The following is a 25167-nucleotide window of genomic DNA, read 5'->3' as shown; positions in this document are numbered from 1 at the left end:
CGTCCTGACACTAAGCACACAACCATGAACCTGCCCGTTTCCCCCGCCCTGTTCACCCCCAGCTGGCACGCCGAGCTGGAACTCGGCTACGCGCGTTTCGGCGACACCACGCGCCCGGTGATGCGCCGCCACCTCGGCCCGCTGCGCGTGCAAAAACACCTGTACGCCGAAGGCCCCGAGGTGTGCCAGCACATCATCGTGCACCCGCCCGGCGGGATTGCCGGCGGGGATCGCCTGGACATCAGCGCCCATGTCGCCGCAGGAGCCTGGGCGCAATTGACCAGCCCCGGCGCGGCCAAGTGGTACCGCGCCGGCGGGCCGGCGTATCAGCAACTCGACCTGAGCGTCGAAGCGGGCGCCACGCTGGAATGGCTGCCCCAGGAAACCATCGTGTTCAGTGCTGCCCAGGCCGAGCTCACCACGCGCATTAATCTGCACGGCGACGCCCGGCTGTTCTACTGGGACGTGGTCGCCCTCGGCCGCCCGGCCAGCGGCGAGCGTTTCGACCTCGGCCATTTTCAATCGCACCTGGATATCCGCCGTGACGGCCAGTTGCTCTGGCACGAACGCCAGCGCATCGTCGGCGGCGACGGGTTGCTCGACTCGCCCATCGGCCTGGACGGGCAACCGGTGTTTGCCACGCTGCTGGTCACTGGCGAGATCCCCCAGAACTACTTGAACAATGCCGCGCCCTGCCCCACGCGGTGCGCGGCGACCTGAGCCAACTGCCCGGCTTGCTGGTCGCCCGCTGCCTGGCCAGTGAAGCGCTGCTGGCGCGGGGCTGGTTGATTGATTTGTGGCGGCTGTTGCGCCCGGCGGTACTGGGCCGTGAAGCCGTCGCCCCGCGAATCTGGAGCACATGAACATCCGCCGCCCTGTAGGAGCGAGCTTGCTCGCGAAGCACGTCAACGATAACGCAGCGTTTGCGGTAGCCCGTGGCGCCTGTTTGTTTTTCGCGAACAAGCTCGCTCCTACAGGGGTGAGCGCTCACCCTTTGAATCGCCTGACTACGGACCTTGAACCATGGACCTGACCCCACGGGAAAAAGACAAACTGTTGATCTTCACCGCAGGTCTCGTCGCCGAGCGCCGCCTGGCGCGCGGTGTAAAGCTCAACTACCCGGAAACCATCGCCTACATCTCCGCCGCGCTGATGGAAGGTGCCCGCGATGGCCGCACCGTGGCCGACCTGATGCACTACGGCACCACCCTGCTCAACCGCGAACAGGTGATGGAAGGCATCCCGGAAATGATCCCGGATATCCAGGTGGAGGCCACCTTCCCGGACGGCACCAAGCTGGTCACCGTCCACCAACCCATTGCCTGAGGCTTGGCCATGATTCGTGATGCGACCGAACAGGATCTGCCGGCGATCCGCGACATCTACAACGACGCGGTGCGCAACACCACGGCGATCTGGAACGAGCAACCGGTGGACCTGGCCAACCGCCTGGCCTGGTTCGCCGCGCGTCAGGCCCAGGGCTACCCGATCCTGGTGGCGGTGGAAAACGACGAGGTCATCGGCTACGCCGCGTTCGGCGACTGGCGGCCTTTCGAAGGCTTCCGCTACAGCGTCGAACACTCGGTGTATGTGCGCAACGACCAGCGTGGCAAGGGCCTGGGCCCACGCCTGATGCAGGTCTTGATCGAGCGCGCGCGCGCCTGCGGTAAATACGTGATGGTCGCCGCCATCGAGAGTGGCAACCAGGCCTCGATCCGCCTGCATGAACGCCTGGGGTTCATCACCACCGGGCAGATGCCCCAAGTGGGTATCAAGTTCGGCCGCTGGCTGGACCTGACCTTTATGCAACTGGCCCTGAACCCGGGCGCCGAACCGCCCAAGGAGTGAAAGCGATGAGCGCTGCGCAACTGCGTCGAGTCAATGCCGAAAGCTTTGCCCATTACCGCCAGGGCTTGATTGAGCTGTTGCTGGACGCGGTCAGGCACGGCGCGTCGGTCGGTTTCATGGCCGACTTCGATCACGCCCAGGCACTCGCTTATTTGAACGGCGTGCAAGCGAGTATCGAAGACGCCAGCCTGCTGCTGTGGGTGGTGGTGCGCGACGAACAGGTGCTGGCCAGCGTGCAGTTGGCGCTGTGCCAAAAGGCCAACGGCCTGAACCGCGCCGAGGTGCAAAAGTTGCTGGTGCACAGCAACGCCCGGCGCCGTGGCCTGGGCCAGCAACTGATGCACAGCCTGGAACTCGCCGCGCGCCAGCATAAGCGCGGCCTGCTGTACCTGGACACCGAGGCCGGCTCCGGCGCCGAAGCCTTCTATCAGGCACTGCGCTACACCAAGATCGGTGAACTGCCCGATTACTGCCAAAGCCCGGACGGGCGCTACAGCCCGACCGCCATCTACTTCAAGACCCTGGGGCAACCTGCATGATTCCTGGTGAATATCAGATCCAGCCTGGCGAGATCGAACTCAACGTCGGCCGCCGCACCGTCACCCTGAGCGTGGCCAACAGCGGCGACCGGCCGATCCAGGTGGGCTCGCATTACCATTTTTTCGAGACCAATGATGCGCTGACGTTTGATCGCGCCGCCAGCCGTGGCATGCGCCTGAATATTCCGGCGGGCACGGCGGTGCGGTTCGAGCCGGGGCAGGCGAGGACTGTCGAGCTCGTCGACCTGAGCGGGTTGCGGCGAGTTTATGGGTTTGCGGGAAAAGTCATGGGCGAGCTTTAGGTCGACTGCCAGCTATCAGCCGCAAGCTGCAAGAAAGAACGGTTTGCGGCGTCCCATTTGCTTTTACTTGAAGCTTGCAGCTAATAACTTGCAGCTCATATCCGAGGACCGAGGTTATGAAAATCAACCGTCAGGCATATGCCGACATGTACGGCCCCACCGTCGGTGACAAGGTCCGCCTGGCCGACACCGAGCTGTTTGTGGAAGTGGAACAGGACTTCACCGTCTATGGCGAAGAGGTCAAGTTCGGCGGCGGCAAAGTGATCCGCGATGGTCAGGGCCAAAGCCAGCTGCTCGCCCATGAAGTGGTCGACACCTTGATCACCAACGCGTTGATCATCGACCACTGGGGCATCGTCAAAGCCGATGTGGGCCTCAAGAACGGCCGCATCCATGCGATCGGCAAGGCCGGCAACCCGGACATTCAACCCGGTGTGACCATGGCCATCGGCGCCAGCACCGAAGTGATTGCCGGTGAAGGCATGATCCTCACCGCCGGCGGCATTGACAGCCACGTGCATTTCATCTGCCCGCAGCAGATCGAAGAAGCGCTGACCAGCGGTGTCACCACCATGATCGGCGGCGGCACGGGGCCGGCCACCGGCACCAACGCCACTACCTGCACCTCGGGCCCATGGCACCTGGCGCGCATGCTGCAGGCCAGCGACGCGTTCCCGATGAACATCGGCTTCACCGGCAAGGGCAACGCCAGCCTGCCGGAACCATTGATCGAACAGGTCAAGGCCGGCGCCATCGGTTTGAAGCTGCACGAAGACTGGGGCACCACCCCCGCCAGCATCGACAACTGCTTGAGCGTGGCCGACGACTACGACGTGCAGGTGGCGATCCACAGCGACACCCTCAACGAGTCCGGTTTCGTCGAAACCACCCTCGCCGCGCTCAAGGGTCGCACCATCCACACCTACCACACCGAAGGTGCCGGTGGCGGCCACGCACCGGACATCATCAAGGCCTGCGGCTTCCCCAACGTGCTGCCCAGCTCCACCAACCCGACGCGGCCGTTCACGCGCAACACCATCGATGAGCACCTGGACATGCTGATGGTCTGCCATCACCTGGACCCAAGCATTGCCGAGGACGTGGCCTTCGCCGAAAGCCGCATCCGCCGCGAAACCATCGCCGCCGAAGATATCCTGCACGACCTTGGCGCGTTCTCGATGATCAGCTCCGACAGCCAGGCCATGGGCCGCGTCGGCGAGGTGATCACGCGCACCTGGCAGACCGCCGACAAGATGAAAAAACAGCGCGGCGCCCTGCCCGGCGATGGCCCCGGCAATGACAACTTCCGCGCCAAGCGCTACATCGCCAAATACACCATCAACCCGGCGATCACCCATGGCATCAGCCATATCGTCGGCTCGATCGAGGTGGGCAAATGGGCCGATCTGGTGCTGTGGCGCCCGGCGTTTTTTGGGATCAAGCCGACCCTGATTCTCAAGGGCGGCGCGATTGCGTCCAGCCTGATGGGCGATGCCAATGCCTCGATCCCGACGCCGCAACCGGTGCACTACCGCCCGATGTTCGCCAGCTTCGGCAGCTCGCTGCATGCCACCAGCCTGACGTTCATCAGCCAGGCGGCACTCGCCGCCGGGCTGCCGGAAGCACTGGGGCTGAAGAAGCAGATCGCGGTGGTCAAGGGCTGTCGCGATGTGCAGAAAACCGACCTGATCCACAACGACTACCTGCCGGACATCGAGGTGGATCCGCAGACCTATCAGGTCAAGGCCGATGGGCAGTTACTCTGGTGTGAGCCGGCGCACGTGCTGCCGATGGCCCAGCGCTACTTCCTCTTCTAAGACAAGCCAGAGCCCGGCAGCCATGCTGGCCGGGCCCTGGCGCGAGCATCAGCCGGCGACTCTGCCCATCATCTGGTCCGTCAGCGTCTGGAACAGGGTCTTGCGCTGCCCCCACAGGCTGTCCAGTTCGGCGTCGTATTCCTGCTCAGTCATCACCCTGCCAGGGCTGACCTCGGTCGGTGCCTTGCCGAGCAGCAAGGCGTCCGCCTCGATCCTGTCTTTCAGCGCCTGTTTTTCCTGCACGGCCAGCCCGCCATCCGCGCGCCATTGTTGCTGCGCCTCTTGCAGGTCCGCCAACGCATCCACCTTGGCACTCATGGCTTTGAATTCCACGGGGTTAGACGCCTGAACATGATCGGCCCAGAACGGCTGTTCAAGGAGGTTGTCGCGCAACAGCTCGCCGGCCTCCAATGCCTGGACACGCTTGGCCGCGCCCTCCAGCATCAGCTCGGTCACATCCGGCTCGGCGAAGGTCATGCTCCGGGACTGCCAGGGCAAATCCAAACGCGAGGCCAACCGAGTGGCGTAGGCCAGGTGGATCTCCACTTCGTCAATGCTGCGAACCGCGTTGCCGTCTTCGTCGAATTGGGTGATGACGGCGCCCTCATCATCGTAGATCGGGAACTTGCGCCCCTGGGCAAGCAATTCGCTGACCCTGGCCCTGGCGATCCGGCTCAGCTCGTCCAGGCGCGATCGGCCCTTGGCCAGGTCCAACAGCTCCAGGGTTCTCAGCGCCGGAGGTTCGATAGCGTTGGCTTGCTGCACCAATACCTCGACGCCCATGGCATTGAACAACTGCGCGCCAGCGTCAACGCAGGTGGTGGGGGCGGCGGCCATCTTGAACAGACGATCACGCAGTGCCGTATCGGCAGCCATGGCCTCCAGCATGCGCCAGACCTTATCGGTGAGCTCCTCTTTGTACTCAGCGCTAGCGGCATCGGATGAAGCGCTGAGTTTGCGCAGCTCATTGAAGAACGGCTCACTGCCTTCGGCTTCCTCGATCGCATTCCAGGTCTCCTGCTTGCGCAAAAACTGCTCCGGCGTCAGTCCGGTGATCCAATCGATACTGTCCTGAAGCCCTCTGGGCGCAGTATAGGAAGCAGGGTCAAGGCCCACCGATTCGATATAGAGGCTCAGTTGGCTCAGCACATCCGGCGCCAGTTGCTCACGGCTGACCTGAGTCCTGGCCAGCAGCAGCGCCCGGTCGGAGCCGGGGGCCACGTCGGGAATCTCGCTAAGCGGATTGGAGCCCAGCTCAAGAATAAACCCGGGCGATCTGGGCTTGGCGAACAGCCCGAGCGGCCAGGCATTGAGTTCACAGCCTGCCAGGTACACCGCGCGCAACTCGCTCATACGGCTCAGATCCGGTGCGCATCCCAGCGGGTTGCCCTCCAGGGACAGCACTTGCAGGCGAGTCATGTTCCTGATGTAGCCTGCCGTTGCCTCCGTCAGTTCGATTTCATTGTCCGCCATCGACAAGAAATCCAGGTATGGCATGTGTTCGAGGGCGGCAGGTAACTGGGTCAACTCGTTGTCGTCCAACTCCAACTCGCGCAACCTGGGGAATTTCGCCAGAAAGCCGAGCGACTCATCGGTGAGCTGGCAATTATTCAGCGACACGCTGGACACATGGTCAAAGTTGCCGGGCAGGGCTGGCAGCGTTTCCAGGTGCTCGCCCAGTTCGCTGCTGGTGAGCATGATTTTCTGCCCGACGTAGCGGTTGCCGACGTCGAGATCCCGCTCGCCACTGCGCCGCCAGGCCGCAATCATCACCTCTTGAAAGTCCAGGCGGTTTTGCAATGACGCAGCGTCCCTGGGGCCGTTAAATACCCAACTGCGTAATGCACTGTCCAGCGCGCGGAACTCATCCTCCAAGGCCCGTAGCCAGTGGGCATTCTCAAGATCGCGGCCTTGGAGGTACTGCTCCAGTTCCGCATCGCTGATGCTGGGGTAAAGCGTGCGCACGCGCTCCCCCACCAGGCCGGCCCCACTGCCGGCGCCACGACCACTCAACGGGTACCCCAGGCGTTGGCCGGTCAAACGACGCGGCCACCTGAAAAACGGCAACGATTCCGGCTGCATCCTCAACACCTTGCGTAACTGCTCGCGGGGCAGGGCCTTTGCGGCGATCAGTGCTTTCAATTGCCAGCCCTGGCCCACATGCGGCAGGCCAATGGCAGTGCGATGGGCATCGGTGAGAGCATGTTGTAGCGCGTCATACAGACCATTGGCGCCATGCAGCCCATTGCCCTGTTCATCGAATGCCTCATAGAGGCCGTCTGCCACGCGTACCACGACTTTACGGCTGGAGGCCGTCAGCTCACCGAAGCTGGCACGCAACGCACCATGGAACGACCCATCACGCACTTCTAGGCGTAGATCGTCGTGCCAGCCGGGGAGGTTTTCCAGGCTATGAAGCGCCAGCGCTTCGGTGTCCGGATTGTCCAAGGCTTCCAGATAAAGGCCCTCGTAGGCACGCACCAGGCGCGTCTGCGCCTGTGCCCTGCGGGCCTGCTCTGCCAGGCGCAGGGGCAGCCGTTTTTTGGCGGCGATAAATGCCAGTTCGTCGGCCGAGGCCCCCGCAACCAACTCACCCGCCATCAGCGTGGGCACGCCCTTGAAGTCGCGCTGCAGGATCTGGATCGGCAGGTTTTTTTGCGGCTGCTGTTCGGTGTACAGGCTGCTGAACAATCGCGTTCGCTGCTCTTTGGCATACATCGCCAGGCGCGCGGTGAGCGTCTCGATTTGACGAGCGCTGTCGGTCACCAACTGTTTGCCGAGCAGGGTCTCACGCTGTGTCCTGTCGAGATTCTCCACCACGCGGGCCGATAATTGCCCGTGCATCAAGTCGCTTCGGCTGATGCGAATCAGGTCCTGGCCCGAGGCGCTGGCCGAGCCATAGCGGGCGACGGCTCGAGTGGGTACGGCGGCTTCATAGACTTCGATCCCCTTGCTGGCGGGCCAACCGGCCAGTTCGGTCATCATCGCCGCGGCGTAGCTATACAGCCCGTCCGACAGCTCACCGGCGGCGATCTGCTCGCTGACGCTGACCGCATCCGCATAGGCGCGGAACTGCCGGGCGGTATCCAACAGCAGCGCCGGGGTCGCACGACTGTCGGCATGCACCCTGCGCAACGTGTCCTCACTGACGCCGCAGGCGGTGCGAATCTGCTCGAGCTGGCTGTCGCTGAAGCCGTCCATCGCCGCGCCCAGGCGCCGCATCAGCGTCGCGCCTTGCCATGCCCTGGGCTGCTCGGCCTCATGCAGCCAGGCGCCGCGACCGTTATGCCGCAGCTGTGGCTGGTAGGCGTCTGCACGGCTCGGATGCTGAATCCGATACGTATCGGGCAAAAGATCTTCAGAGACCACAAAGTGTTTGCCTTCCAGCGGCAGGACGGTTTGGCCGTCGTGCAGGTGCAGGCCCTCGCTGTTCGGGGCGGAGCCCGGCGCCAGCGGGATGTCACGGGCGTACGGCTTGAGGTCGGGCTTCCACAAGCGCGTCTTGCCATTGGGCAACTGCACCTGCTTCATGCTTTCGATCAGCGGGGACACGGTGAAATGGAACGCCACCCCGCCCACGACCAGCATCGCCAGGTTCTCAACCACATCCATGATGTGCGACAACCCCGCCTCGCGGTCGCCCTCGCCCAACTCAACCGCGCCCTCAAGCACTTCGTATAACAACTGCCCGGCGGTCGCCACAGCCATGACCGCGCCCAGCGGCGGGATCGCCATGGACAGCGCCGTCAGTACCACGCCGCCGACGAAAGTACCGGTGTTGAGGTAATGCGCCAGGCGCCTCGAACGGCTGGCGGCGTCAGTGTCCGCCGTGGAAATGGCCAATGTGCGTGCGTCGTCGAACACGCGTGCGAGCATGCCTTCGTACAACTCGTCCCAGAGATCGACCTCCTCCCAAAGCCCCTTGATGGCGTCGGCATTGATATTCAGCGCCACCGCTTCCCTGGGCTCCTGGCGGGTGTAGCGCGGATCGCCGAGGATCGACTGCAACGGTGTAAAGGCAATCGAAGGCACCAGCGCCTTGGCCCAGAAGGCGCCCTGCTCGGAACGCAACCAGCGCACCAACCAGGGTTCGGAGGGCGCCTTGATCACCGTCTCGGTAAAGCGCCGGTAGTAGTAAGGGCGGTCCTTGTGCGCAATGAAGCGGCTGAAGAAACGCTGGTAATCGGGCACCCCGGTCATGGTCCGCAGGTTGCTGCCGACCACCGGCCACGTGGTGAGCTGGCGGGTCAACTCGTGGCGAAACGCGGCAAAGGACTCGTAGCGCTTGATCGGGTGGTCCGGGTCGTCCGGGATATACACGATGAACCAGTCGGAATACTGGTGCGCGACGCAGGGGTCGATAATCACGCACCCTTGCAGGTGCAGGTTCATCAGGCAAGGCGTGCGATACCAGACCTGTTTGTCGCCGAGCCTGATGTTTTTTTCGCCATTGGCCACGCGCATCAACAAGGCAAAATCGTCCTCGCCGATATCGCCCTTGAGCAAGGCCAGGTTGGCCGCCGCCTTGAAGTCATCCTTGCGGCTGGCGAGGTAGCGGATACGCAGCAGCTGCCGGGCCACTTCGTTATCCGGGCGCAGGAGCCTGTTCAGGTAGGCCTGGTATTGAGCGCCCAGGTCCAGCCGACGACACAGCTGGGCAAAGTCCTCGATCTTGAGCGTGGTGGAATGCCGCACGAAATGGCCGCGCGCGTCGGGCAAGGTGATGAAACCAGACGCCGCGTTGAAAAAACCCGCCTGGGCTTCCTGTTCTTCAAAATTGTTCAGGGCCGCTTCGAGCAGGGTCAATGTCTTGGTGCGGTACCCGCTTGTCCGGCGGCCGAAACTGTCGTCCACCGGCACATACAGGCGCAGGCAAACCCGATCGACATCCAGTGCATGGCCTGCGGCTTTCAACGCCTCGGTGAGCAGCGGATGGGCAAAAGCATTGACCTCCTGAACATTGGCCATCAACTGGTCCAGTTTGTTCTGTGAGTCGCATCGGGCGTCCAGGCTGCGGTTCAGTTGCTCGCGTTGCTCGGCGGTAGCGGCGGCGTACCAGTCGGGGATTGTCGAGGGCGTTTGCTGCAGCGCCATACGTCGCTGGGGCGCAGCGCTGGTCAGGCAGGCAGGAATGGCGTTCTTGATAAATTCGTAGTGCCGTCCCTGCTCTCCCGACATGGGGAAATCAGGGGCGACAACAAGTGGCTCGCTCATCGGTGGATACCTTGGAAGAAGAACAAGGTATCAACCTATCGGGCGCGTGCCGGGCGCGGGTTGTAACTATTTAGCCGTTACACACGGCGTGGCTCAGAAGTGCTCGCGCGGGTTGAAATTGGCCTTTTTCGCCAGCGCCTGCCACAGGGCGATGGTTTCGTCGTCCGCCTGCTTGGGCATCACCGCCTTGAGCTCCACATACAGGAAGCCGCGCTGCCCGGCCTTGTTCAGCAAACCATGGCCCTTGGCGCGCATGCGCTGGCCGTTCTGGCTGCCGGCCGGCACCTTGAGGTTGATCTTGCCGGTCAGGGTCGGCACGGCGACTTCCGCACCCAACGCCAATTCCCATGGCGCCAGAGGCAAAGTGATCACCAGGTTTTCGCCTTCCACCGTAAACTTGGGGTGCGGCGCAAACTTGACGATCAGGTACAGATCGCCATTGGCCCCGCCGCCCACACCTGGCGCGCCCTGCCCTTTGAGGCGGATACGTTCGCCGTCGGCCACGCCGGCGGGGATCTTCACGTTCAGGCTCTTGGTGGTGTTGCTGACGTGCCGGCCCATGGCGTCGTATTGCGGCACCTGGAAGGTGACCTGCTTGGACTCGGTGGACAGTGTCTCCTCCAGGAACACCGACAGTTGCATCTCCACGTCCTGGCCTTTGCGCCCGGTCGGGCGGCGCTGGCCGCCACCAAAGGCGTCGCCGCGCGCGCCGAAGATGGAACTGAAGAAGTCCGAGAAATCCCCCGCGTCCTGGCCGCCGCCAAAGCCGCCACGGCTCTGCCAGCCCGGCGGCCCCTGGAACGGTTGGCCGTGCTGGCCGTATTTGCGCAGTTCGTCGTACTCGGCGCGCTTGTCGGCGCTCTTGAGCGCCTCGTAGGCTTCGGACGCATCCTTGAACTTGGCTTCGGCGTCTTTCTCCTTGCTTACGTCCGGGTGATATTTGCGCGCGAGCTTGCGATAGGCGGCCTTGATTTCCTTGTCATCGGCCGTTGGCTCGACACCCAGAATCTTGTAGTAGTCTTTGAAATCCATCGGCGGTTTACCATCCTCAATCGAGATCGCACAGCCCGGGTCACAACGTGCGCTGCTTTGCACTTGTAGAGTCTTGTGGCCTGGGGTTGCGTCAAAGTGTTATCGGCGCTAGCCGTATGCACCTGATGTGGGGGCAAATCGCCGACTTTCAAGCGCGATTTAACAGATGGTCGGCCTACGCATCCGCCTTCGACTGGCATACACTGCGCGGCCGTTTTCCGACCGGAACCCGATAGACATGAACAACCCATCCCCAGCTCGTGCCTGCGGCATCGACTTTGGCACGTCCAACTCCACCGTCGGCTGGATCCGCCCCGGCGAGGAGACGCTTATCGCGCTGGAGGACGACAAGATCACATTGCCGTCGGTGGTGTTCTTCAACTTCGAGGAACGCCGCCCGGTGTACGGTCGCCTGGCCCTGCACGAATACCTGGAAAACTACGAAGGCCGGCTGATGCGCTCGCTCAAGAGCCTGCTGGGCTCCAAGCTGATCAAGCACGACACCAGCGTATTGGGCACGGCCATGCCGTTCACCGACCTGCTGGCGCTGTTTATCGGCCAGCTCAAGAGCCGCGCCGAGGCCACCGCCGGTCGAGAGTTCGAAGAAGTGGTGCTGGGCCGCCCGGTGTTCTTCGTCGATGACGACCCGATGGCCGACCAGGAAGCCGAAAACACCCTGGTCGACGTGGCGCGCAAGATCGGCTTCAAGGACATCTCGTTCCAGTACGAGCCCATCGCGGCGGCCTTCGACTACGAGTCCACCATCGAAAAGGAAGAGCTGGTACTCATCGTCGACATCGGCGGCGGTACCTCGGACTTCTCCCTGGTGCGCCTGTCGCCGGACCGTCGTCACAACGACAACCGCCACGACGATATCCTCGCCACCGGCGGCGTGCACATCGGCGGTACCGACTTCGACAAACAGCTCTCGCTGGCCGGCATGATGCCGCTGTTCGGCTATGGCAGCCGCATGAAGAGCGGCGCCTACATGCCCACCAGCCACCACATGAACCTGGCCACCTGGCACACCATCAACTCGGTGTACTCGCAAAAATCCCAGCTGGCCCTGGGCAGCATGCGCTACGACATCGAGGACACCGGCGGCATCGACCGCCTGTTCAAGCTGATCGAACAACGCGCCGGGCACTGGCTGGCGATGGAAGTGGAAGAGACCAAAATCCAGCTGACCCACGAAGACAACCGCCACGTTCCGCTGGACCGTATCGAAGCCGGCCTGAGCGTCGACCTGAGCCGGGCGTTGTTCGAGTCGTCCATCGACGCCTTGCTCGAACGCGTGCGCAACAGCGTGACGCAGTTGCTCAACGACGCCTCGGTGAGCGTGGCGCAGGTGGACACGGTGTTCTTTACCGGCGGCTCCAGCGGCATTCCGGCCTTGCGCCACAGCATCTCGGCGATGCTGCCGAATGCGCGGCACGTGGAAGGGAATATCTTTGGCAGTATCGGCAGCGGGTTGGCGATTGAGGCCAGCAAGCGCTACGGCTGCTGATCGACCCGTGTTGATCGTTCCCCTGGGCGGGGAACGATCAGGCAGTCAGAGATGGAACTCATCTTTAATCGCTTGCGTCATCCAGCCCTGCGTGTGGTGACCCACGATCGTTTTAGTCTGCAGAAGCAGCGTAGTCGGCCCCGACTGCACATCGTAAAGCTTCTCGATGACACCGTCGGCGTCAAAATGTTTGATCAGAAACTCGGCGCCGTTTAACGCACCATCCCCCGCCAACGCCTCCATCACCGTCTTCATCTTGCCACTTGCCGACTCCATCCCATTTGACGTGGTCAGGTTGCCCAAAAACGCCAGTACCACCGGTTTTTTCGGATCTTTTAACACGTCAATCACTTTGCTTTCATCGCTCAGCTTGATTTCACTCATGATCACTCTCCCAGCCAATAGAGTCGGCACCGCCAACTCCTCTGTCGGATAGCTGACCAGCTACGAAAAACGCTGTCTACTGTCAAAAGCAACAGGTCTGTACGAGTTAACCCGCCCTCCAAGCACCCGCTGCTGCCCTTGCCTATCGGTAGGTCACTGCGTCAAACCATCCCGCCAAGCTTCAATTCACTCTTCAAATACGCATAGTAAATCGGCCCCGCCACCACCCCCGGCAAACCAAATGCGGCTTCAAACACCAGCATTGCCAGCAGCAGTTCCCAGGATTTGGCACTGATCTGCCCGCCGACGATGCGCGCATTGAGGAAGTACTCGACCTTGTGGATCACGATCAAATAGCCCAGTGCCGCCACCGCCACCCAGATCGACAGCGACAGCGCGACGATGGTGATCAGGGTGTTGGACATCAGGTTGCCGATCACCGGCAGCAGGCCGAGCAGGAAGGTCAGCACGATCAGGGTTTTGGTCAGCGGCAGGTGAATGCCACACAGCGGCAGCACCACCGCCAGGAACACGGCGGTAAAGGCGGTGTTGAGCGCGGCGATCTTGATCTGGGCGAAAACGATATTGCGAAAGGCCTGGACCAGCAGGTGCAGGCGATCGAACAGCGCGGCGGCCAGGGGCTTGCGTTTGGTCAGGTCGGGGATGCGTTGCAGGGCGATGATCGCGCCGAGCACCATGCCGATCAGCAGGGTGACGAACATGTGCGCGGCATCTTTGCCCACCAGTTGCAATTCGCTCAGGTGCTTGCTCAACCAGTCGCCGATGGCCACGCGGAACTCGGCGGCGCTGGCAGGCAGGTAGGCGTCGAGGAACGGCGGCAATTGGCCCCGTGCACGGTCGACCACGCCCATGAATTTATCGAGGGAGGCCCCTGGGTTTTCCGCTTCGTGAAGCAGGAAACTGATGGCACCGGCGAAAATCAGGGCCAGCACGCTGACGATCAGGGTGCCAAGCAAGGCCACCGCCAGCCAGCGCGCGCGGCGGCCTTCGATCAGCCGTTGCAGTTGGGGGGTGAGCATGTTGACCAGTTCATAGACCAACAGGCCGGCCAGCAGACTGGGCAGTAGTTTCAGCGGCAGTACCAGCAGCAAACCGCCGAAAATGATGATGTAGCTGGCGAGCAACAACACATGACGCTGAGAAAACGTTGGCATACAGCCTCAAAACGAACGGCGTTAAAGGATGTGTAGGAGCGAGCGTGCTCGCGAAGGTCGCCAAAGATAACGCGTTTATTCTGAATAAACGCGGGTAATTGCGTTCTTCGCGAGCAAGCTCGCTCCTACAGGGGGCTGTGTGCGAGTGTCGCAGCCTTCCAGGGCCTGGGGCTATCCATTCTTCAGGCAGGTGCTCATAAAGGTTTTGCGTGCATCGCCGGTCAGCGCTTTGGTTTTCGCCGATGCGTTGCAATCCTTCATTTTCTGCTGTTGCGGCGTCAGGGTCTTGGCATCGTTGGCGGCCGGGGCCGACAGGCAGGTTTTCATGAAGGCCTTGCGCTCGTCGCCTTTGAGCGTCTTGGTGGTGGCTTCGGCATTGCAGGTGGTCATTTTGTTTTGCTGGGCGGTGGCGGCAAAGCCTTGGGAACACAGCAGCAGGCCCATCATCAACAACGGAATACGCAGCATCTTCATGGAGTTTTCTCCCTGTTTGCGCGCCGAGGGGCGCGGCCTGCCGAAAGTGTAGCCAAATCCTGTTACACATTCCGACTAAGAGAGGATAATCCCCGCCCATTCCTCTGTACGGCGATGTCATGCAATACGCGTATCCCTTGCTGGCCATTTTTATCTGGGCCGGCAACACCGTGATCAACAAACTGGCGGTGGGCTCGATCTTCCCTGCGGAAATCGGCTTTTATCGGTGGCTGCTGGCAGCGTTGTTGTTTACCCCGTTCATGCTCAAGCCGGTGATCGCCCATTGGGCACAGATTCGCCCGAACCTGGGCAAGATCTTTACCCTCGGCGTGCTGGGCATGGCGGTGTACCAGAGCCTGGCGTACTACGCCGCCACACTGACCAGCGCCACCAACATGGGCATCATCCTGTCACTGATGCCGTTGATGGCGCTGACGGCGGCGATCATCAGCCTCGGCCAGCGCCTCACCTTCGGCGCTCTGGCCGGCGCGGCGCTTTCGTTTGCGGGCGTGGTCGTGGTGGTATCCGCCGGCAGCCTGGGCGCCTTGCTGCAGCATGGGGTGAACCTGGGCGACGGCATGATGCTGGTGGCGACGCTGGCCTACGCGGTCTACAGCACCCTGCTGAAAAAATGGCAATTGCGCCTGCCGCCCTTGGTGCTGCTGTATCTGCAAATACTGGTGGCCGTGGTGGTGTTGTTTCCGCTGTTTGTGTGCTCGGCGAAAGTGGGCCTGGGTTGGGCGAATATTCCGCTGGTGCTGTACGCGTGCCTGTTGGCGTCGATGCTGGCGCCGCTGGCGTGGATGCACTCGGTCAAGACCCTGGGGCCCAGCCGCACCACGCTGTTTTTCAACCTGCTGCCGTTGATTACCGCGCTGATTGCAGCGCTGGTGTTGAAGGAAGCGTTGGCGCTGTACCACCTGGTGGGCGGCTTGCTGACCTTGGGTGGGGTGATTTTGTCGGAGCGCTGGACCACGCCGGTACGCCGCAGGGCTTAAACCCCCGCCGCTTTCAATCGATGGGCATGTTCGACAAACAGGCGAATCGGCTCGGCGCCCTTGCCCACCAGGCCCATGGATTGGTTGACAATGTCGAAGTGGTCCAGGGCAAAGTCATCGCCAATCACCGTGCCCAGGTGTGAGCTGCAGCGCCCCACCATGCCGTCGCACTGGCCCTTTTCGCGCACGAAGCTGCGGGCGAACAAGCGGCAGCTGCGGTGGGTACCGTCGAACAGGTTGCGGCCACGGTCGGTGATGCCTGGCTGCAAGGTGCCGGACCACGAGTAATAGCGCACGCCGTTGACCACCTCCGCGCCCTGCCCGCCCCACGAGTCGGGCAACCCCTGGGGGTATTGGCGATTGAACAACGCCACGCCCGCGCTGGTGAGGGAAAGGTGCGAGGCCTGCAGATCCGCCTTGAAACGCGGCCCGCGATAGCCGGTCTCAAGCACGCTCATCACCCAGGCGACCAGGTGAAACAGCGCACTCATGATGCGGCCCTTGGCGCCGTCGCTGGGGTAGTGGGTGTGGATATGGTCCGCCAGCTCCGAACCCTGATTAGGCCCCGCCACGGAGGTGACCGACGCCACCCACTCCGGTCGTTTCGCCGCGGCATAACGCGCCGTCAGCGCGCCCTGGCTGTGGCCGATCAGGTTGACCTTGGCGGCGCCGGTTTCCAGGCGAATCCGCTCGATCTGCACCAGTAACTGCTCGCCACGCACTTCACTGGAGTTGAGCGGCGCCACCTGTACCGGGAAGACCTGGGCCCCGCCGGCGCGCAACGCCGGGACGATCCCGTACCAGTAGGGGAAGAACCCGACGCGCACAAACCCGAGCATGCCGGGCACTAATACCAGCGGATAACGTGTAGCCAACGACTGCGGCATAAAGCGAGCGCCCCCCAAACCCATTTGATGCCCTGCAGCCTAGCCCAGCCGCAAGTCGGGCTCGTGACGCGCGAGGTAAATTCGATAAAACTTTTTGCGCGGCCCGGTACTCACAACTTGGAGCGATCACGCCGACAGAGCGTGGCGTAACCCGGATTAGCCCCAGGAGATTGAGATGACTGAAGCAAATTTGACCGACGTTGCGACCCTGCGCAGCCGCGCCCGCCAGAACGTCGAAAACGGTGCCGTGACCGAGGGCTATGACGCCGACCGCGAAGAAATCATCCGCCTGCTCAACGCCTCACTGGCTACCGAGCTGGTGTGCGTGCTGCGCTACAAGCGTCACTACTTCATGGCCAGCGGCGTTAAAGCCGCGGTCGCCGCACAGGAGTTCCTTGAGCACGCCACCCAGGAAGCCGAGCACGCCGACAAACTGGCCGAGCGTATCGTGCAGTTGGGTGGCGAACCGGAGTTCAACCCCGACCTGCTGTCGAAAAACTCCCACGCCCAATATGTAGCGGGTAACAGCTTGAAGGAGATGGTCTACGAAGACCTGGTGGCCGAGCGGATTGCCGTGGACAGCTACCGTGAAATCATCCAGTACATTGGCGATAAAGACCCGACCACGCGCCGCCTGTTTGAAGAGATCCTCGCTCAGGAAGAAGAGCATGCGGACGATATGGCGGACATTCTCGAAAGCTTGTAAAGCGCCGCCTGCAAAGGGGTGAGCGGGTTAATACCGCTCACCCCTTTTTTGCGTCCTGTATTGGCTGATTTTCAGTGACTGAACACCGACAAGCACGCGCACAACAAAAGCCAGGAAATTAGCCTTTCACAGTCTTCGGCGCCTTGCCTTCCTTCATCTGCTGCAACAACGGCGCGCACTCGTTCGGCTCACCGCCACTCGGCGCCACCAGCGCCAGCAACCCCGCGGCTGGACCGGCGATCACACCCAGCGCCACCATGCCCGCGCCGCGCAGCGCCAGGGGAATGGCTTTCACACCGGCATTGGGCTTGATGAAAGGCCCGTTGACATACAACGGCGAGCGCAAAGAGAACAGGCGCAGGCCTTTGGATTCAGGGGTAACGGTCAGGTCCAACTGCTCGGTGGTCATGTTGGCGGTGCCATCGATGTAGACAATGGCGTTCTCGGTATCGAACACAAACAGCCGCGTGGTCGCCAGGCCCGTCTTGATGCCGAAGTCTGCCGCCGCGCAGTTGATCTTCACTTCCTTGTCGCCGAACAGGCGGCCCATCACGTAGTTGCCCACGTTGAGCCCGGCGATTTCCATCAGGCCACGGCTGATGGCACCGTCGTTGATCAGCATCTTCAGGTCACCGTTGGAGGTGCCCAGCAATGCCGCCACGGAGTTACCGCGCCCGGCAATATCCGCATCACCATTGAGTTCACCAAAGCTGGTTTTCATCGGTTCGAACGTCGGGAACAGCTGTTTGAGCTTGAAGTTGCGCGCGGTCAGCTTGGCGCGGCCTTCCATGGGCGTGGTGCGACCGTTCAAGCGAATTTGCGCATCGAGCTTGCCGCCGGCCACGCCGAAACGCAGCGGTTCCAGGCTCAATTCGCCGTCGTTGAGCACCAGGTGTGTATAGAGGTCAGTGAAGGGCAAGTCGGCACTGTGCACGATACGCTTGCCAGTGAACTCCACGTCGGCATCCATTTCGCGCCAGCGTTCGGTGCGGAACTCTTCCACCGGCAGTACCTTGTTCGCCGGTTGCTTGCTTTCGCCGCCACGGGCCTTTTGCTTGGCGTTGGAGTCGGCACCGATCAAGGGCGCCAGGTCAGTCATCAGCAGTTGGTTGGACACCACCGCGCCACTGAGCTTGGGCCGGGGCTGGCTGGCGACGTAGGCGAGGTCGCCATGGATGTCGCTGTTGCCGATCTTGCCGTTGAAGTTTTCGTAGCGGAACGACGCACCGCTGGCCTCGTGCAGCTTGGCGATCAGGTGACCGTCGGTGGCATAGGCCGGCGAATCAGGCAACGTGACGCCGGTCAGCGGGTAGAGGTTGGCCAGGCTGCTGCCGGACAGCTGCAGACGCAGGTCGAGGGCGCCAAGGTTGAGCGGGTCGGTGAGAGTGCCGGCCACGGCAATGCGGGTGTCGGCGATCTTCATCTGGGCCTGCAGCGGGAACGGCTTTGCCGCGTCCTGCAGGGCCAACAGACCACCGATCTTGCCGGTGCCGTCGAGCTTCTGGCCGTGGTACTGGCCTTTGACCTTGAGGCCGAACGCGTAGTCCTGGGGCTTGGAGCCTTTTTCCAAGGCCTTTTTGGCATCGGCGTCGCCGACGATGTCAGCGAACGGAATAGGTTTGCCCAGCGGGTCGATGATGACGTCGAGCTGGGTCTTGAGGGTTTGGTCGTCGAGCGTGACGTGGCCCTTGTCAAAGCCGATGGCACCGATGTCCACCGCCCAACTGGAGGGTTCGGCGTTCGGGTCCTTGGGGTCGAAGGTGAACGTCCAGTTGGCGCGACCATCGGCCAGGCGCTGCAACTCGGCACTCGGTTCGGTGAGGTCGATACGCGGGATCACCACGCGCTGCCCCAGCAACGCCAGGGGCGAAATACGCAGTTCGACTTTTTTCAGCGTGGCCATCTGCGGTTTTTTCGACCAGTCGGGATTGCCCAGGGTGAGGTCTTCGGCAATCACGTGCGGCCACGGCACCCAGGCACGCCAGCCGCCTTCATCGGGCTCGCGCTGCCACACCACAGCCAGGTTGCCATTAATGGCGAACGGGCGGTGCAGCTCTTCGGAAACCTTGGCATTGAGTGGGGGTTTGATGCGATTCCAGTCAAAAAACACCAGGATCAGTACGACTACAGCGATTAACACAGCGAAGCTGGCGCAGCTCCAAACGACAATTTTGCGAGTGCGCGTCATTGCACAGGACTCCTGAATACGACTGGCTGGGTTACAGCCATGAGGACAGCTTATAAAACTACGACTGGTAAACCGAGCGGGGGTTTAACCAGTTCGCTGATTTAACCGAAAAAAGCGTTTTTCCTGACCAAACCGACAGATTCCAACCGCAGCGACGCACCATTGTTACCCAAGCTCGTGTCGAAAATACCCACCACAGTGCAAACCCGCGTGCTTGAGAGGTGCAATCTAGAGCCCTCGCCACGAACAATCAATTCCGTTGATTATTACCATTGCGTTTATGAACTTTTATATCGACTTATCAAGAGTAGCATTGGCTCCGTACCCACTTTATCGCCCTCCCAAGGAGCAACGATCATGAAACGCCAAGTACTCGCTACCGTCCTGTTGTCCATCCTGGCTTCCAGTGCCTTTGCCCTGCCAGCCGCTGAACAGGTCACCCCACAAGTCAAAGCCGACGCCGCTTCCTTCAACCAGACCCTGGCTCGCAGCGGTTCGCAAGAAGATGAAAACCGTGACTACGCCAAAGGCGCTGTTGCTGAAAACGGTTCGGACCGCGCCAACCAACGCGCTTACGCCGAAGGCGTGACCGAAAACGGCCGCAACCGCCTGGAACAGAAAGGTCTGGTTGAAGGCGGCGCTGATCGCCTGATGGAGCGCAATGCCGTTGCCGAAGGCGGTGCCGATCGCCTGGAAGAACTGCATCAAGCACAGAGCTAACCCAATGGCGGCCCAGAAAAAAGCCCGATCAGCCGATCGCAATGCCGTTCAGTTAAGGCTTTTTGTAGGAGCGAGCTTGCTCGCGAAGAACTCAGGGCCAACGCGCTTATCGAGAATGAATGCGTTGCCTGGGCGTTTTTCGCGAGCAAGCTCGCTCCTACAGTGAATCACTTTCGCTTAACTGAACGGCATTGCGATCAGCCGATCGGGCTTTTGACTTTTTGTAGCATTCGCCGCCTGATAACTGCCCCCGCCTCCCCACCAAGTTCGACGCCAATGACGCTGTTTTGCTAGAGTGCGTCGCTGTACTCGCCAACAAAGCCAGCCCGCCCATGCTGCCCCGCGCCGAACAAAAGCAACAGACCCGCCTCGCCCTCATGGACGCCGCCCGGCACCTGATGGAGTGTGGTCGTGGGTTTGGCAGCCTGAGCCTGCGTGAAGTGGCCAAGACGGCTGGCATTGTTCCCACCGGTTTCTATCGCCATTTTGCCGATATGGACCAGCTTGGACTCGTGTTGGTGAGCGAAGTCGGCCAGACCTTTCGCGCCACGATTCGCCTGGTGCGTCACAACGAGTTCGTGATGGGCGGCATTATCGATGCGTCCGTGCGGATTTTTCTGGATGTGGTCTCGGCCAACCGTTCGCAATTCCTGTTCCTGGCTCGTGAACAATACGGCGGTTGCCTGGCTGTGCGCCAAGCCATCGGCGCCTTGCGCGAAGACATCACTCGCGACCTGGCGGCCGACCTGACGCTGATGCCCAAGCTGCAGCACCTGAACGCCGACGGCCTGCACGTGATGGCGGACCTGATCGTCAAGAGCGTGTTCGCCACCCTTCCCGATATCATCGACCCACCGGCAGAGGCCCTGCCCGCGCACCTCACGCCGCAAGCGAAAATCACCCAGCAATTGCGCTTTATCTTTATCGGCCTCAAGCATTGGCAGGGCCTGGGCAGCACCGAGTGAGCCGGTCAGCCCGCCGAGTGAAAGCGCTTGGCGGTGGTGTAGTGCTTATTCCAGTAACTATTGCTCAGCGAGTCGACACGCACGCTTTTGCCAGTGCGCGGCGAATGAATGAACTTGCCCTCGCCGATGTACAGGCCCACGTGGCTAACCCGGCCACGCCCATTGCCTTTGAAGAACACCGCATCCCCTGGCTTCAGCGCCGCGCGCTTGATGGTCGGTGCCGTTGAACGGTGCATCGCCGCCGTGGTGCGCGGTATCTGGATATTGGCTTCGGTCTTGAACAGGTAGACCAGGAAGCTGCTGCAATCGAAACCCTGCGTGATGGAGGTCCCACCCCACTTGTAAGGGGTGCCCAACAACTGATGGGCGCGATCGACTACATCGTCGATGGAGGCGTTTTTGCGGGAGGCATTAAAAGAAGCAGTGGACTGAAGGTTGGCCGAGGCTGAGGCAACAACGAAAGACAGCCCGACAATGAACGCATAAAAAAATGACTTGAACATGAGAAACGTCGCAGTGAATTAAACACGGCGCATAGCCTAATGACACAGCTCGTAACGTCTCGAAGGTCAAATCCTGGGTCGGCGTAGGAAACATCCGAAAGTGCCCGTCAGGGGTGCGACAGGGCGCGCAGCGCACCATATTGGCGCACACAAAAAATCGCCCTACGCCCTATTTAGTGGCGTCAGCGCGCACCCTGTCAGGCATTTCCTACTCATCGCTGGGGTTGGCAAGGCCCTTGCTCTAGCTCCTGCATCGCTCATAGCTGGAAGCTTCCTGATGCTGGTGATCCACCGTCGTATCGCCCCCCAAGCCCTCTGGGCCGCCGAGTTGCTGCTGAATTTCGAAGCGCGCAGCAAAAGTCGCCTGCGCTGTTTCAGTGCCGACGGTGAAGACGTCGGCCTGTTTCTGGAGCGCGGCCAGCCGCCGTTGCACGATGGTGAATTTCTACAGGCCGAAGACGGACGTGTCGTACGCGTCTGCGCCCGCCCTGAACAACTGCTGCACGTGACCTGCAGCAGCGCCTTTGAACTGACCCGCGCGGCCTATCACCTCGGCAACCGCCATGTGGCCTTGCAAGTGGGGGACGGCTGGTTGCGGTTGCTGGACGACTACGTGCTCAAGGCAATGCTGGAACAACTGGGCGCGCAGACCGAAACCCTCGAAGCGCCATTCCAACCCGAGCACGGCGCCTATGGCGGTGGCCACCATCATTCGCGCCACGGCGACGAAGACTTCAACTACCCGCCCAAGCTGCACCAGTTCGGCGTGCGGTTATGAACCCAGCCTGGGCGCTGTTGCGCCTGGCCAGTCCGCAATTGCCGATTGGCGGCTACAGCTATTCCCAGGGCCTGGAAATGGCCGTGGAGCATGCTCGCGTCAACGATGCGGCCAGCGCCCGGCGCTGGATCAGCGACCAGTTGCTGCTCAACCTCGCGCGTTTCGAAGCGCCGCTGCTACTCGCCCATTGCCGCGCCGCCGCCGAACAGGACTGGCCGCAACTGGCTCGCCTGTGCGATGAACACCACGCCAGCCGCGAAACCCGCGAGCTGTATCAGGAGAGCCGGCAAATGGGCTACTCCTTGCAACAATTGCTCACTGGCCTGCCGGAACTGGACGACGCCGCCCGTGGCTTCCTCGCACAACGCGCTGAACCGCATCTGGCGTTGGGCTGGGCACTGGCCGCACGCGCCTGGGCCATCAGCCCGGATGACGCCCTCGCCGCCTGGCTCTGGAGCTGGCTGGAAAACCAACTGGCGGTACTGATGAAAACCCTGCCGCTGGGCCAGCAAGCCGCCCAGCGCCTGACCAGCGAACTGCTGCCTCTGCTGCAACACGCCCAGCAGGACGCTGGCCGCATCGACCCCCACCATTTCGGCAGCGCCGCGTTCGGCCTGTCCCTGGCGTGCATGGCCCATGAGCGCCAGTACAGCCGCCTGTTCCGTTCCTAGGAGAAAAAACAAATGAACACACAACCCCTGCGCGTCGGCATCGGCGGCCCGGTGGGCTCCGGCAAGACAGCCCTGACCCTGGCCCTGTGCCTCGCGCTGCGCGATCGCTACAACCTGGCGGTGGTAACCAACGACATCTACACCCGAGAAGACGCCGACTTCCTGGTGCGCAACGAGGCCCTGGCGCCGGAACGCATCATTGGCGTGGAAACCGGCGGCTGCCCGCACACGGCGATTCGTGAAGACGCCTCGATCAACCTCGAAGCCGTGGACCAGCTCAACCGCCGCTTCCCGGGCCTGGACCTGATCCTGGTGGAGTCCGGCGGGGATAACCTATCGGCCACCTTCAGCCCGGAGCTGTCGGACCTGACCATCTACGTGATCGATGTGTCCGCCGGCGACAAGCTGCCGCGCAAAGGCGGGCCCGGTATTTGCAAATCCGACCTGCTGGTGATCAACAAGATCGACCTGGCGCCGCTGGTCGGTGCCTCGCTGGAACTGATGAACAGCGACACCCAGCGCATGCGCAACGGCAAACCCTTTGTGTTCAGCAACCAGAAAACCGGCGTCGGCCTGGACGACATCGTCGCCTTTATCGAACGTCAAGGCCTGCTGACCGCCGCCTGATCAACCCATAAGGAACCTGTCCATGAGCCTCAATAAACTCTTCGCGGCCGCAGCCCTGCTGCTCGTCCCGACCCTGGCCTTCGCCCACCCCGGCCACGGTGATAACGGCCTGGTGGCGGGTATCAGCCACCCACTGGGGGGCCTTGATCATTTATTGGCCATGGTCGCGGTCGGCCTGTGGGCCGCGCAGCAAAAAGGCGCCGCCCGCTGGGCACTGCCGTGCACCTTTGTGGGCACCATGCTGATCGGCGGCGTGCTGGGCTTTGAGGGGCTGGCGTTGCCGGCACTGGAAAGCGGGATTGCCGCCTCGGTGCTGGCCCTGGGCCTGGCGGTGGCCTTGGTGGTGCGTCCGCCGTTGTTCATGGCGGTGGGCGCGACGGCGTTGTTCGCGCTGTTCCACGGCGTGGCGCATGGTTTGGAGCTGCCGGACATGTCCAGCCCTTGGGCATATGCCGCCGGGTTTGTCGGCGCGACAGCTGCGCTGCATGCGGCCGGTTATGCACTGGTGCGCTTCCTGCCGACAGCTGCTGCGCCGCTGGTGCGAGTTGCCGGGGCAGCTTCGGCGGCGACTGGGGTGTGGCTGCTCGCCAGCTGACAGTCGCAAGCGGCAAGTAAAAGCCGAACGGCTCTTACTTGCCGCTTGCAGCCCACAACTTAAAGCTGCCCCTCTGCTACCATGCGCGCCTACGCCCCTGCCGTGACGACGCCAGCCAATGCCCATCGCTTCCCCGCCCTCTTTGAATACCGTGCTCACGCACTTCCACAGCCTGATCGTGCCACTCTGGCAAGGCCCGGGCTGGAACGCCGAGCTGGCGTTGCCCTATGAAGCGCTGGACGCCGATCACCGGCCCTTGCCCCCACAGCGCTACCGCGCCATGGCCTGCGCCCGCCAGCTGTACCTGTTCGCCAGCCTGATCGGCGAGCCGGGCGCGACCTTTGCCGAGGCGCGCGCGGCGATGCTGTTCCGTTCCCTGCAACAGCACTTCCACGACGCCGAGCACGGCGGCTGGTTCTACAGCATCGACCCGGCCGGTCAGCCACTGGATACACGCAAAGACCTCTACACTCATGCATTCATCATCTTTGCCTGTGCCCATTACTGGGCCAAGGTGCGTGAGCCGTTGGTGGAGTCGGTGCTCAATGCCGCCCTGGAAGTGGTCGCCCAGCGCTTCAGCAGCGGTGATGGCCTGTACGAGGCGGTGCTGGAGCGCAACTGGACGTCCCTTGCGTCCGGCCCGCTGCAAAACCCGTTGATGCACCTGGCCGAAGGTTTCCTCGCCACCCTCGCGGTGCGTGAAGACGCCAACGTGCAAGCCGCGTTGCTGGCCATGGCGACGGCCATGCAGCAGCGCTTCATCGACCGCCAGCACGGCGTGATGATGGAAAAGCCGCTGGGTGCTGTGGATAACTGGTTCGAGCCAGGGCACCAGTTCGAGTGGTTTTTTTTGCTGGAGTCATCGGATGTGCTGCGCGGCACCCCGCTGCACGCCTCGTTGACGCGGGCGTTTGCCTATGCCGAGCAGAAGGGTGTGGATAAATTGAGCGGCGCGGTCTGCGGCATGCTTGCCCTGGACGGCAGCGTACGCGACGGCACTCAACGCATCTGGGCCCAGGCCGAATACCTGCGCGCCCTGACCCTGCGCCCCGGCAGCGAAGCGGTGTTGCAGCGCCAATTGCTGGCGCTGCAACACCACTTCCTGCATGCAAAAGGCTGGAACGAATGCCTGGATGCGGGCGGGCAAGTAAGCCGGTGGGATATGCCCTCGACTACGCCTTACCACTTGGCGACCTGCTACCGGGGCCTGCTCGCTCACTTCGGCTGAACGCCAGGG

23 protein-coding genes and 1 pseudogene are annotated in these 25167 nt (G+C 62.2%); 16 read left to right on the top strand and 8 right to left on the bottom strand.

Annotated elements, in window-relative coordinates; genetic code table 11:
• The first annotated feature begins 24 nt into the window (after window positions 1-24).
• From AB4O05_RS07750 to ureC, 6 genes and pseudogenes are all read left to right on the top strand, one after another.
• Window positions 25-863 (top strand): annotated as a pseudogene (locus AB4O05_RS07750) (urease accessory protein UreD).
• Between the two features lie 160 nt (window positions 864-1023).
• Window positions 1024-1326, top strand: a complete 303-nt coding sequence (gene ureA / locus AB4O05_RS07745; protein ID WP_104501479.1) for an urease subunit gamma — start codon at window positions 1024-1026, stop codon at window positions 1324-1326.
• A gap of 9 nt (window positions 1327-1335) precedes the next feature.
• Window positions 1336-1848, top strand: a complete 513-nt coding sequence (locus AB4O05_RS07740) for an N-acetyltransferase family protein (protein WP_460131811.1) — start codon at window positions 1336-1338, stop codon at window positions 1846-1848.
• 5 nt (window positions 1849-1853) lie between these two features.
• Window positions 1854-2387 (top strand): GNAT family N-acetyltransferase, encoded by a 534-nt coding sequence (locus AB4O05_RS07735; protein ID WP_460131812.1) that lies wholly within the window; start codon window positions 1854-1856, stop codon window positions 2385-2387.
• Window positions 2384-2689: an urease subunit beta gene (locus AB4O05_RS07730; RefSeq protein WP_460131814.1), complete on the top strand. Its 306-nt coding sequence runs from the start codon at window positions 2384-2386 to the stop codon at window positions 2687-2689. Before AB4O05_RS07735 ends, AB4O05_RS07730 begins: the two co-directional genes overlap by 4 nt.
• Before the next feature lie 116 nt (window positions 2690-2805).
• Window positions 2806-4506 carry an urease subunit alpha gene (gene ureC, locus AB4O05_RS07725; RefSeq protein ID WP_460131815.1) on the top strand — a complete coding sequence of 567 codons (1701 nt, stop codon included), beginning with the start codon at window positions 2806-2808 and terminating at the stop codon, window positions 4504-4506.
• Between the two features lie 48 nt (window positions 4507-4554).
• On the opposite strand, the gene AB4O05_RS07720 is transcribed toward ureC, so the two are convergent.
• On the bottom strand, window positions 4555-9720 hold the full coding sequence (locus tag AB4O05_RS07720; protein WP_460131817.1) for a dermonecrotic toxin domain-containing protein: 5166 nt from the start codon (window positions 9718-9720) through the stop codon (window positions 4555-4557).
• Between the two features lie 93 nt (window positions 9721-9813).
• Window positions 9814-10752, bottom strand: coding sequence for a DnaJ C-terminal domain-containing protein (locus tag AB4O05_RS07715; protein WP_460131819.1), 939 nt, complete (start codon window positions 10750-10752; stop codon window positions 9814-9816).
• Between the two features lie 238 nt (window positions 10753-10990).
• On the opposite strand from AB4O05_RS07715, the gene AB4O05_RS07710 reads away from it, so the two are divergent.
• On the top strand, window positions 10991-12259 hold the full coding sequence (locus AB4O05_RS07710; protein ID WP_460131821.1) for an Hsp70 family protein: 1269 nt from the start codon (window positions 10991-10993) through the stop codon (window positions 12257-12259).
• 45 nt (window positions 12260-12304) lie between these two features.
• Here AB4O05_RS07710 and AB4O05_RS07705 read toward each other — a convergent pair whose 3' ends face one another.
• The 3 genes from AB4O05_RS07705 to AB4O05_RS07695 all read right to left on the bottom strand — a co-directional run bounded on the left by AB4O05_RS07705 (window position 12305) and on the right by AB4O05_RS07695 (window position 14292).
• Window positions 12305-12643 carry a hypothetical protein gene (locus tag AB4O05_RS07705; protein ID WP_460131823.1) on the bottom strand — a complete coding sequence of 113 codons (339 nt, stop codon included), beginning with the start codon at window positions 12641-12643 and terminating at the stop codon, window positions 12305-12307.
• 161 nt (window positions 12644-12804) lie between these two features.
• Window positions 12805-13818: an AI-2E family transporter gene (locus AB4O05_RS07700; RefSeq protein WP_460131825.1), complete on the bottom strand. Its 1014-nt coding sequence runs from the start codon at window positions 13816-13818 to the stop codon at window positions 12805-12807.
• Window positions 13819-13989: 171 nt separating this feature from the next.
• On the bottom strand, window positions 13990-14292 hold the full coding sequence (locus tag AB4O05_RS07695) for a PsiF family protein (RefSeq protein ID WP_460131826.1): 303 nt from the start codon (window positions 14290-14292) through the stop codon (window positions 13990-13992).
• A 119-nt stretch (window positions 14293-14411) separates the two neighbouring features.
• On the opposite strand from AB4O05_RS07695, the gene AB4O05_RS07690 reads away from it, so the two are divergent.
• Window positions 14412-15290, top strand: a complete 879-nt coding sequence (locus AB4O05_RS07690; protein ID WP_460131827.1) for a DMT family transporter — start codon at window positions 14412-14414, stop codon at window positions 15288-15290.
• Here the strand turns inward: AB4O05_RS07690 and AB4O05_RS07685 are convergent.
• Window positions 15287-16177, bottom strand: coding sequence for an esterase/lipase family protein (locus AB4O05_RS07685; RefSeq protein ID WP_460131828.1), 891 nt, complete (start codon window positions 16175-16177; stop codon window positions 15287-15289). The two genes, AB4O05_RS07690 and AB4O05_RS07685, sit on opposite strands and share 4 nt — an antisense overlap.
• A gap of 175 nt (window positions 16178-16352) precedes the next feature.
• On the opposite strand from AB4O05_RS07685, the gene AB4O05_RS07680 reads away from it, so the two are divergent.
• The gene (locus tag AB4O05_RS07680; RefSeq protein ID WP_460131830.1) at window positions 16353-16883 is read left to right on the top strand and encodes a ferritin-like domain-containing protein; all 531 of its coding nucleotides are present in this window, start codon (window positions 16353-16355) and stop codon (window positions 16881-16883) included.
• Window positions 16884-17001: 118 nt separating this feature from the next.
• Here AB4O05_RS07680 and AB4O05_RS07675 read toward each other — a convergent pair whose 3' ends face one another.
• On the bottom strand, window positions 17002-19071 hold the full coding sequence (locus AB4O05_RS07675; RefSeq protein ID WP_460131831.1) for an AsmA family protein: 2070 nt from the start codon (window positions 19069-19071) through the stop codon (window positions 17002-17004).
• A gap of 357 nt (window positions 19072-19428) precedes the next feature.
• On the opposite strand from AB4O05_RS07675, the gene AB4O05_RS07670 reads away from it, so the two are divergent.
• Together AB4O05_RS07670 and AB4O05_RS07665 are read left to right on the top strand one after the other, a co-directional pair.
• Window positions 19429-19791, top strand: coding sequence for a hypothetical protein (locus AB4O05_RS07670; RefSeq protein ID WP_460131833.1), 363 nt, complete (start codon window positions 19429-19431; stop codon window positions 19789-19791).
• Window positions 19792-20123: 332 nt separating this feature from the next.
• Window positions 20124-20756: a TetR family transcriptional regulator gene (locus AB4O05_RS07665; RefSeq protein ID WP_460131835.1), complete on the top strand. Its 633-nt coding sequence runs from the start codon at window positions 20124-20126 to the stop codon at window positions 20754-20756.
• Window positions 20757-20761: 5 nt separating this feature from the next.
• Here the strand turns inward: AB4O05_RS07665 and AB4O05_RS07660 are convergent, their stop codons facing one another.
• The gene (locus tag AB4O05_RS07660) at window positions 20762-21259 is read right to left on the bottom strand and encodes a C40 family peptidase (RefSeq protein ID WP_460131836.1); all 498 of its coding nucleotides are present in this window, start codon (window positions 21257-21259) and stop codon (window positions 20762-20764) included.
• Between the two features lie 277 nt (window positions 21260-21536).
• Here AB4O05_RS07660 and ureE point away from each other — a divergent pair, with 277 nt between their 5' ends.
• The 5 genes from ureE (at window position 21537) to AB4O05_RS07635 (ending at window position 25158) form a co-directional block, all read left to right on the top strand.
• Complete coding sequence (gene ureE / locus AB4O05_RS07655) at window positions 21537-22037, top strand: urease accessory protein UreE (RefSeq protein WP_460131838.1); 501 nt, start codon at window positions 21537-21539, stop codon at window positions 22035-22037.
• Complete coding sequence (locus tag AB4O05_RS07650) at window positions 22034-22708, top strand: urease accessory protein UreF (RefSeq protein WP_460131840.1); 675 nt, start codon at window positions 22034-22036, stop codon at window positions 22706-22708. The genes ureE and AB4O05_RS07650 overlap by 4 nt, the downstream gene beginning before the upstream one ends.
• Window positions 22709-22720: 12 nt before the next feature.
• Entirely contained in the window at window positions 22721-23335 is a 615-nt protein-coding gene (gene ureG, locus AB4O05_RS07645; RefSeq protein ID WP_017526387.1) for an urease accessory protein UreG, read from the top strand.
• Between the two features lie 22 nt (window positions 23336-23357).
• Window positions 23358-23930: a HupE/UreJ family protein gene (locus AB4O05_RS07640; RefSeq protein ID WP_460131842.1), complete on the top strand. Its 573-nt coding sequence runs from the start codon at window positions 23358-23360 to the stop codon at window positions 23928-23930.
• Between the two features lie 118 nt (window positions 23931-24048).
• Entirely contained in the window at window positions 24049-25158 is a 1110-nt protein-coding gene (locus tag AB4O05_RS07635) for an AGE family epimerase/isomerase (RefSeq protein WP_460164858.1), read from the top strand.
• Window positions 25159-25167 lie beyond the last annotated feature (9 nt).

The sequence above is a fragment of the Pseudomonas sp. S1_G07 genome, assembly GCF_054668565.1.
This window is presented reverse-complemented; position numbering and strand designations above follow the sequence as displayed.

Bases quoted from the DNA above. Each gene is read 5' to 3' on its own strand.
- ureA (WP_104501479.1), top strand. From the start codon at position 1,024: ATGGACCTGACCCCACGGGAAAAAGACAAACTGTTGATCTTCACCGCA.
- AB4O05_RS07740 (WP_460131811.1), top strand. From the start codon at position 1,336: ATGATTCGTGATGCGACCGAACAGGATCTGCCGGCGATCCGCGACATC.
- AB4O05_RS07735 (WP_460131812.1), top strand. From the start codon at position 1,854: ATGAGCGCTGCGCAACTGCGTCGAGTCAATGCCGAAAGCTTTGCCCAT.
- AB4O05_RS07730 (WP_460131814.1), top strand. From the start codon at position 2,384: ATGATTCCTGGTGAATATCAGATCCAGCCTGGCGAGATCGAACTCAAC.
- ureC (WP_460131815.1), top strand. From the start codon at position 2,806: ATGAAAATCAACCGTCAGGCATATGCCGACATGTACGGCCCCACCGTC.
- AB4O05_RS07720 (WP_460131817.1), bottom strand. From the start codon at position 9,720: ATGAGCGAGCCACTTGTTGTCGCCCCTGATTTCCCCATGTCGGGAGAG.
- AB4O05_RS07715 (WP_460131819.1), bottom strand. From the start codon at position 10,752: ATGGATTTCAAAGACTACTACAAGATTCTGGGTGTCGAGCCAACGGCC.
- AB4O05_RS07710 (WP_460131821.1), top strand. From the start codon at position 10,991: ATGAACAACCCATCCCCAGCTCGTGCCTGCGGCATCGACTTTGGCACG.
- AB4O05_RS07705 (WP_460131823.1), bottom strand. From the start codon at position 12,643: ATGAGTGAAATCAAGCTGAGCGATGAAAGCAAAGTGATTGACGTGTTA.
- AB4O05_RS07700 (WP_460131825.1), bottom strand. From the start codon at position 13,818: ATGCCAACGTTTTCTCAGCGTCATGTGTTGTTGCTCGCCAGCTACATC.
- AB4O05_RS07695 (WP_460131826.1), bottom strand. From the start codon at position 14,292: ATGAAGATGCTGCGTATTCCGTTGTTGATGATGGGCCTGCTGCTGTGT.
- AB4O05_RS07690 (WP_460131827.1), top strand. From the start codon at position 14,412: ATGCAATACGCGTATCCCTTGCTGGCCATTTTTATCTGGGCCGGCAAC.
- AB4O05_RS07685 (WP_460131828.1), bottom strand. From the start codon at position 16,177: ATGCCGCAGTCGTTGGCTACACGTTATCCGCTGGTATTAGTGCCCGGC.
- AB4O05_RS07680 (WP_460131830.1), top strand. From the start codon at position 16,353: ATGACTGAAGCAAATTTGACCGACGTTGCGACCCTGCGCAGCCGCGCC.
- AB4O05_RS07675 (WP_460131831.1), bottom strand. From the start codon at position 19,071: ATGACGCGCACTCGCAAAATTGTCGTTTGGAGCTGCGCCAGCTTCGCT.
- AB4O05_RS07670 (WP_460131833.1), top strand. From the start codon at position 19,429: ATGAAACGCCAAGTACTCGCTACCGTCCTGTTGTCCATCCTGGCTTCC.
- AB4O05_RS07665 (WP_460131835.1), top strand. From the start codon at position 20,124: ATGCTGCCCCGCGCCGAACAAAAGCAACAGACCCGCCTCGCCCTCATG.
- AB4O05_RS07660 (WP_460131836.1), bottom strand. From the start codon at position 21,259: ATGTTCAAGTCATTTTTTTATGCGTTCATTGTCGGGCTGTCTTTCGTT.
- ureE (WP_460131838.1), top strand. From the start codon at position 21,537: ATGCTGGTGATCCACCGTCGTATCGCCCCCCAAGCCCTCTGGGCCGCC.
- AB4O05_RS07650 (WP_460131840.1), top strand. From the start codon at position 22,034: ATGAACCCAGCCTGGGCGCTGTTGCGCCTGGCCAGTCCGCAATTGCCG.
- ureG (WP_017526387.1), top strand. From the start codon at position 22,721: ATGAACACACAACCCCTGCGCGTCGGCATCGGCGGCCCGGTGGGCTCC.
- AB4O05_RS07640 (WP_460131842.1), top strand. From the start codon at position 23,358: ATGAGCCTCAATAAACTCTTCGCGGCCGCAGCCCTGCTGCTCGTCCCG.
- AB4O05_RS07635 (WP_460164858.1), top strand. From the start codon at position 24,049: ATGCCCATCGCTTCCCCGCCCTCTTTGAATACCGTGCTCACGCACTTC.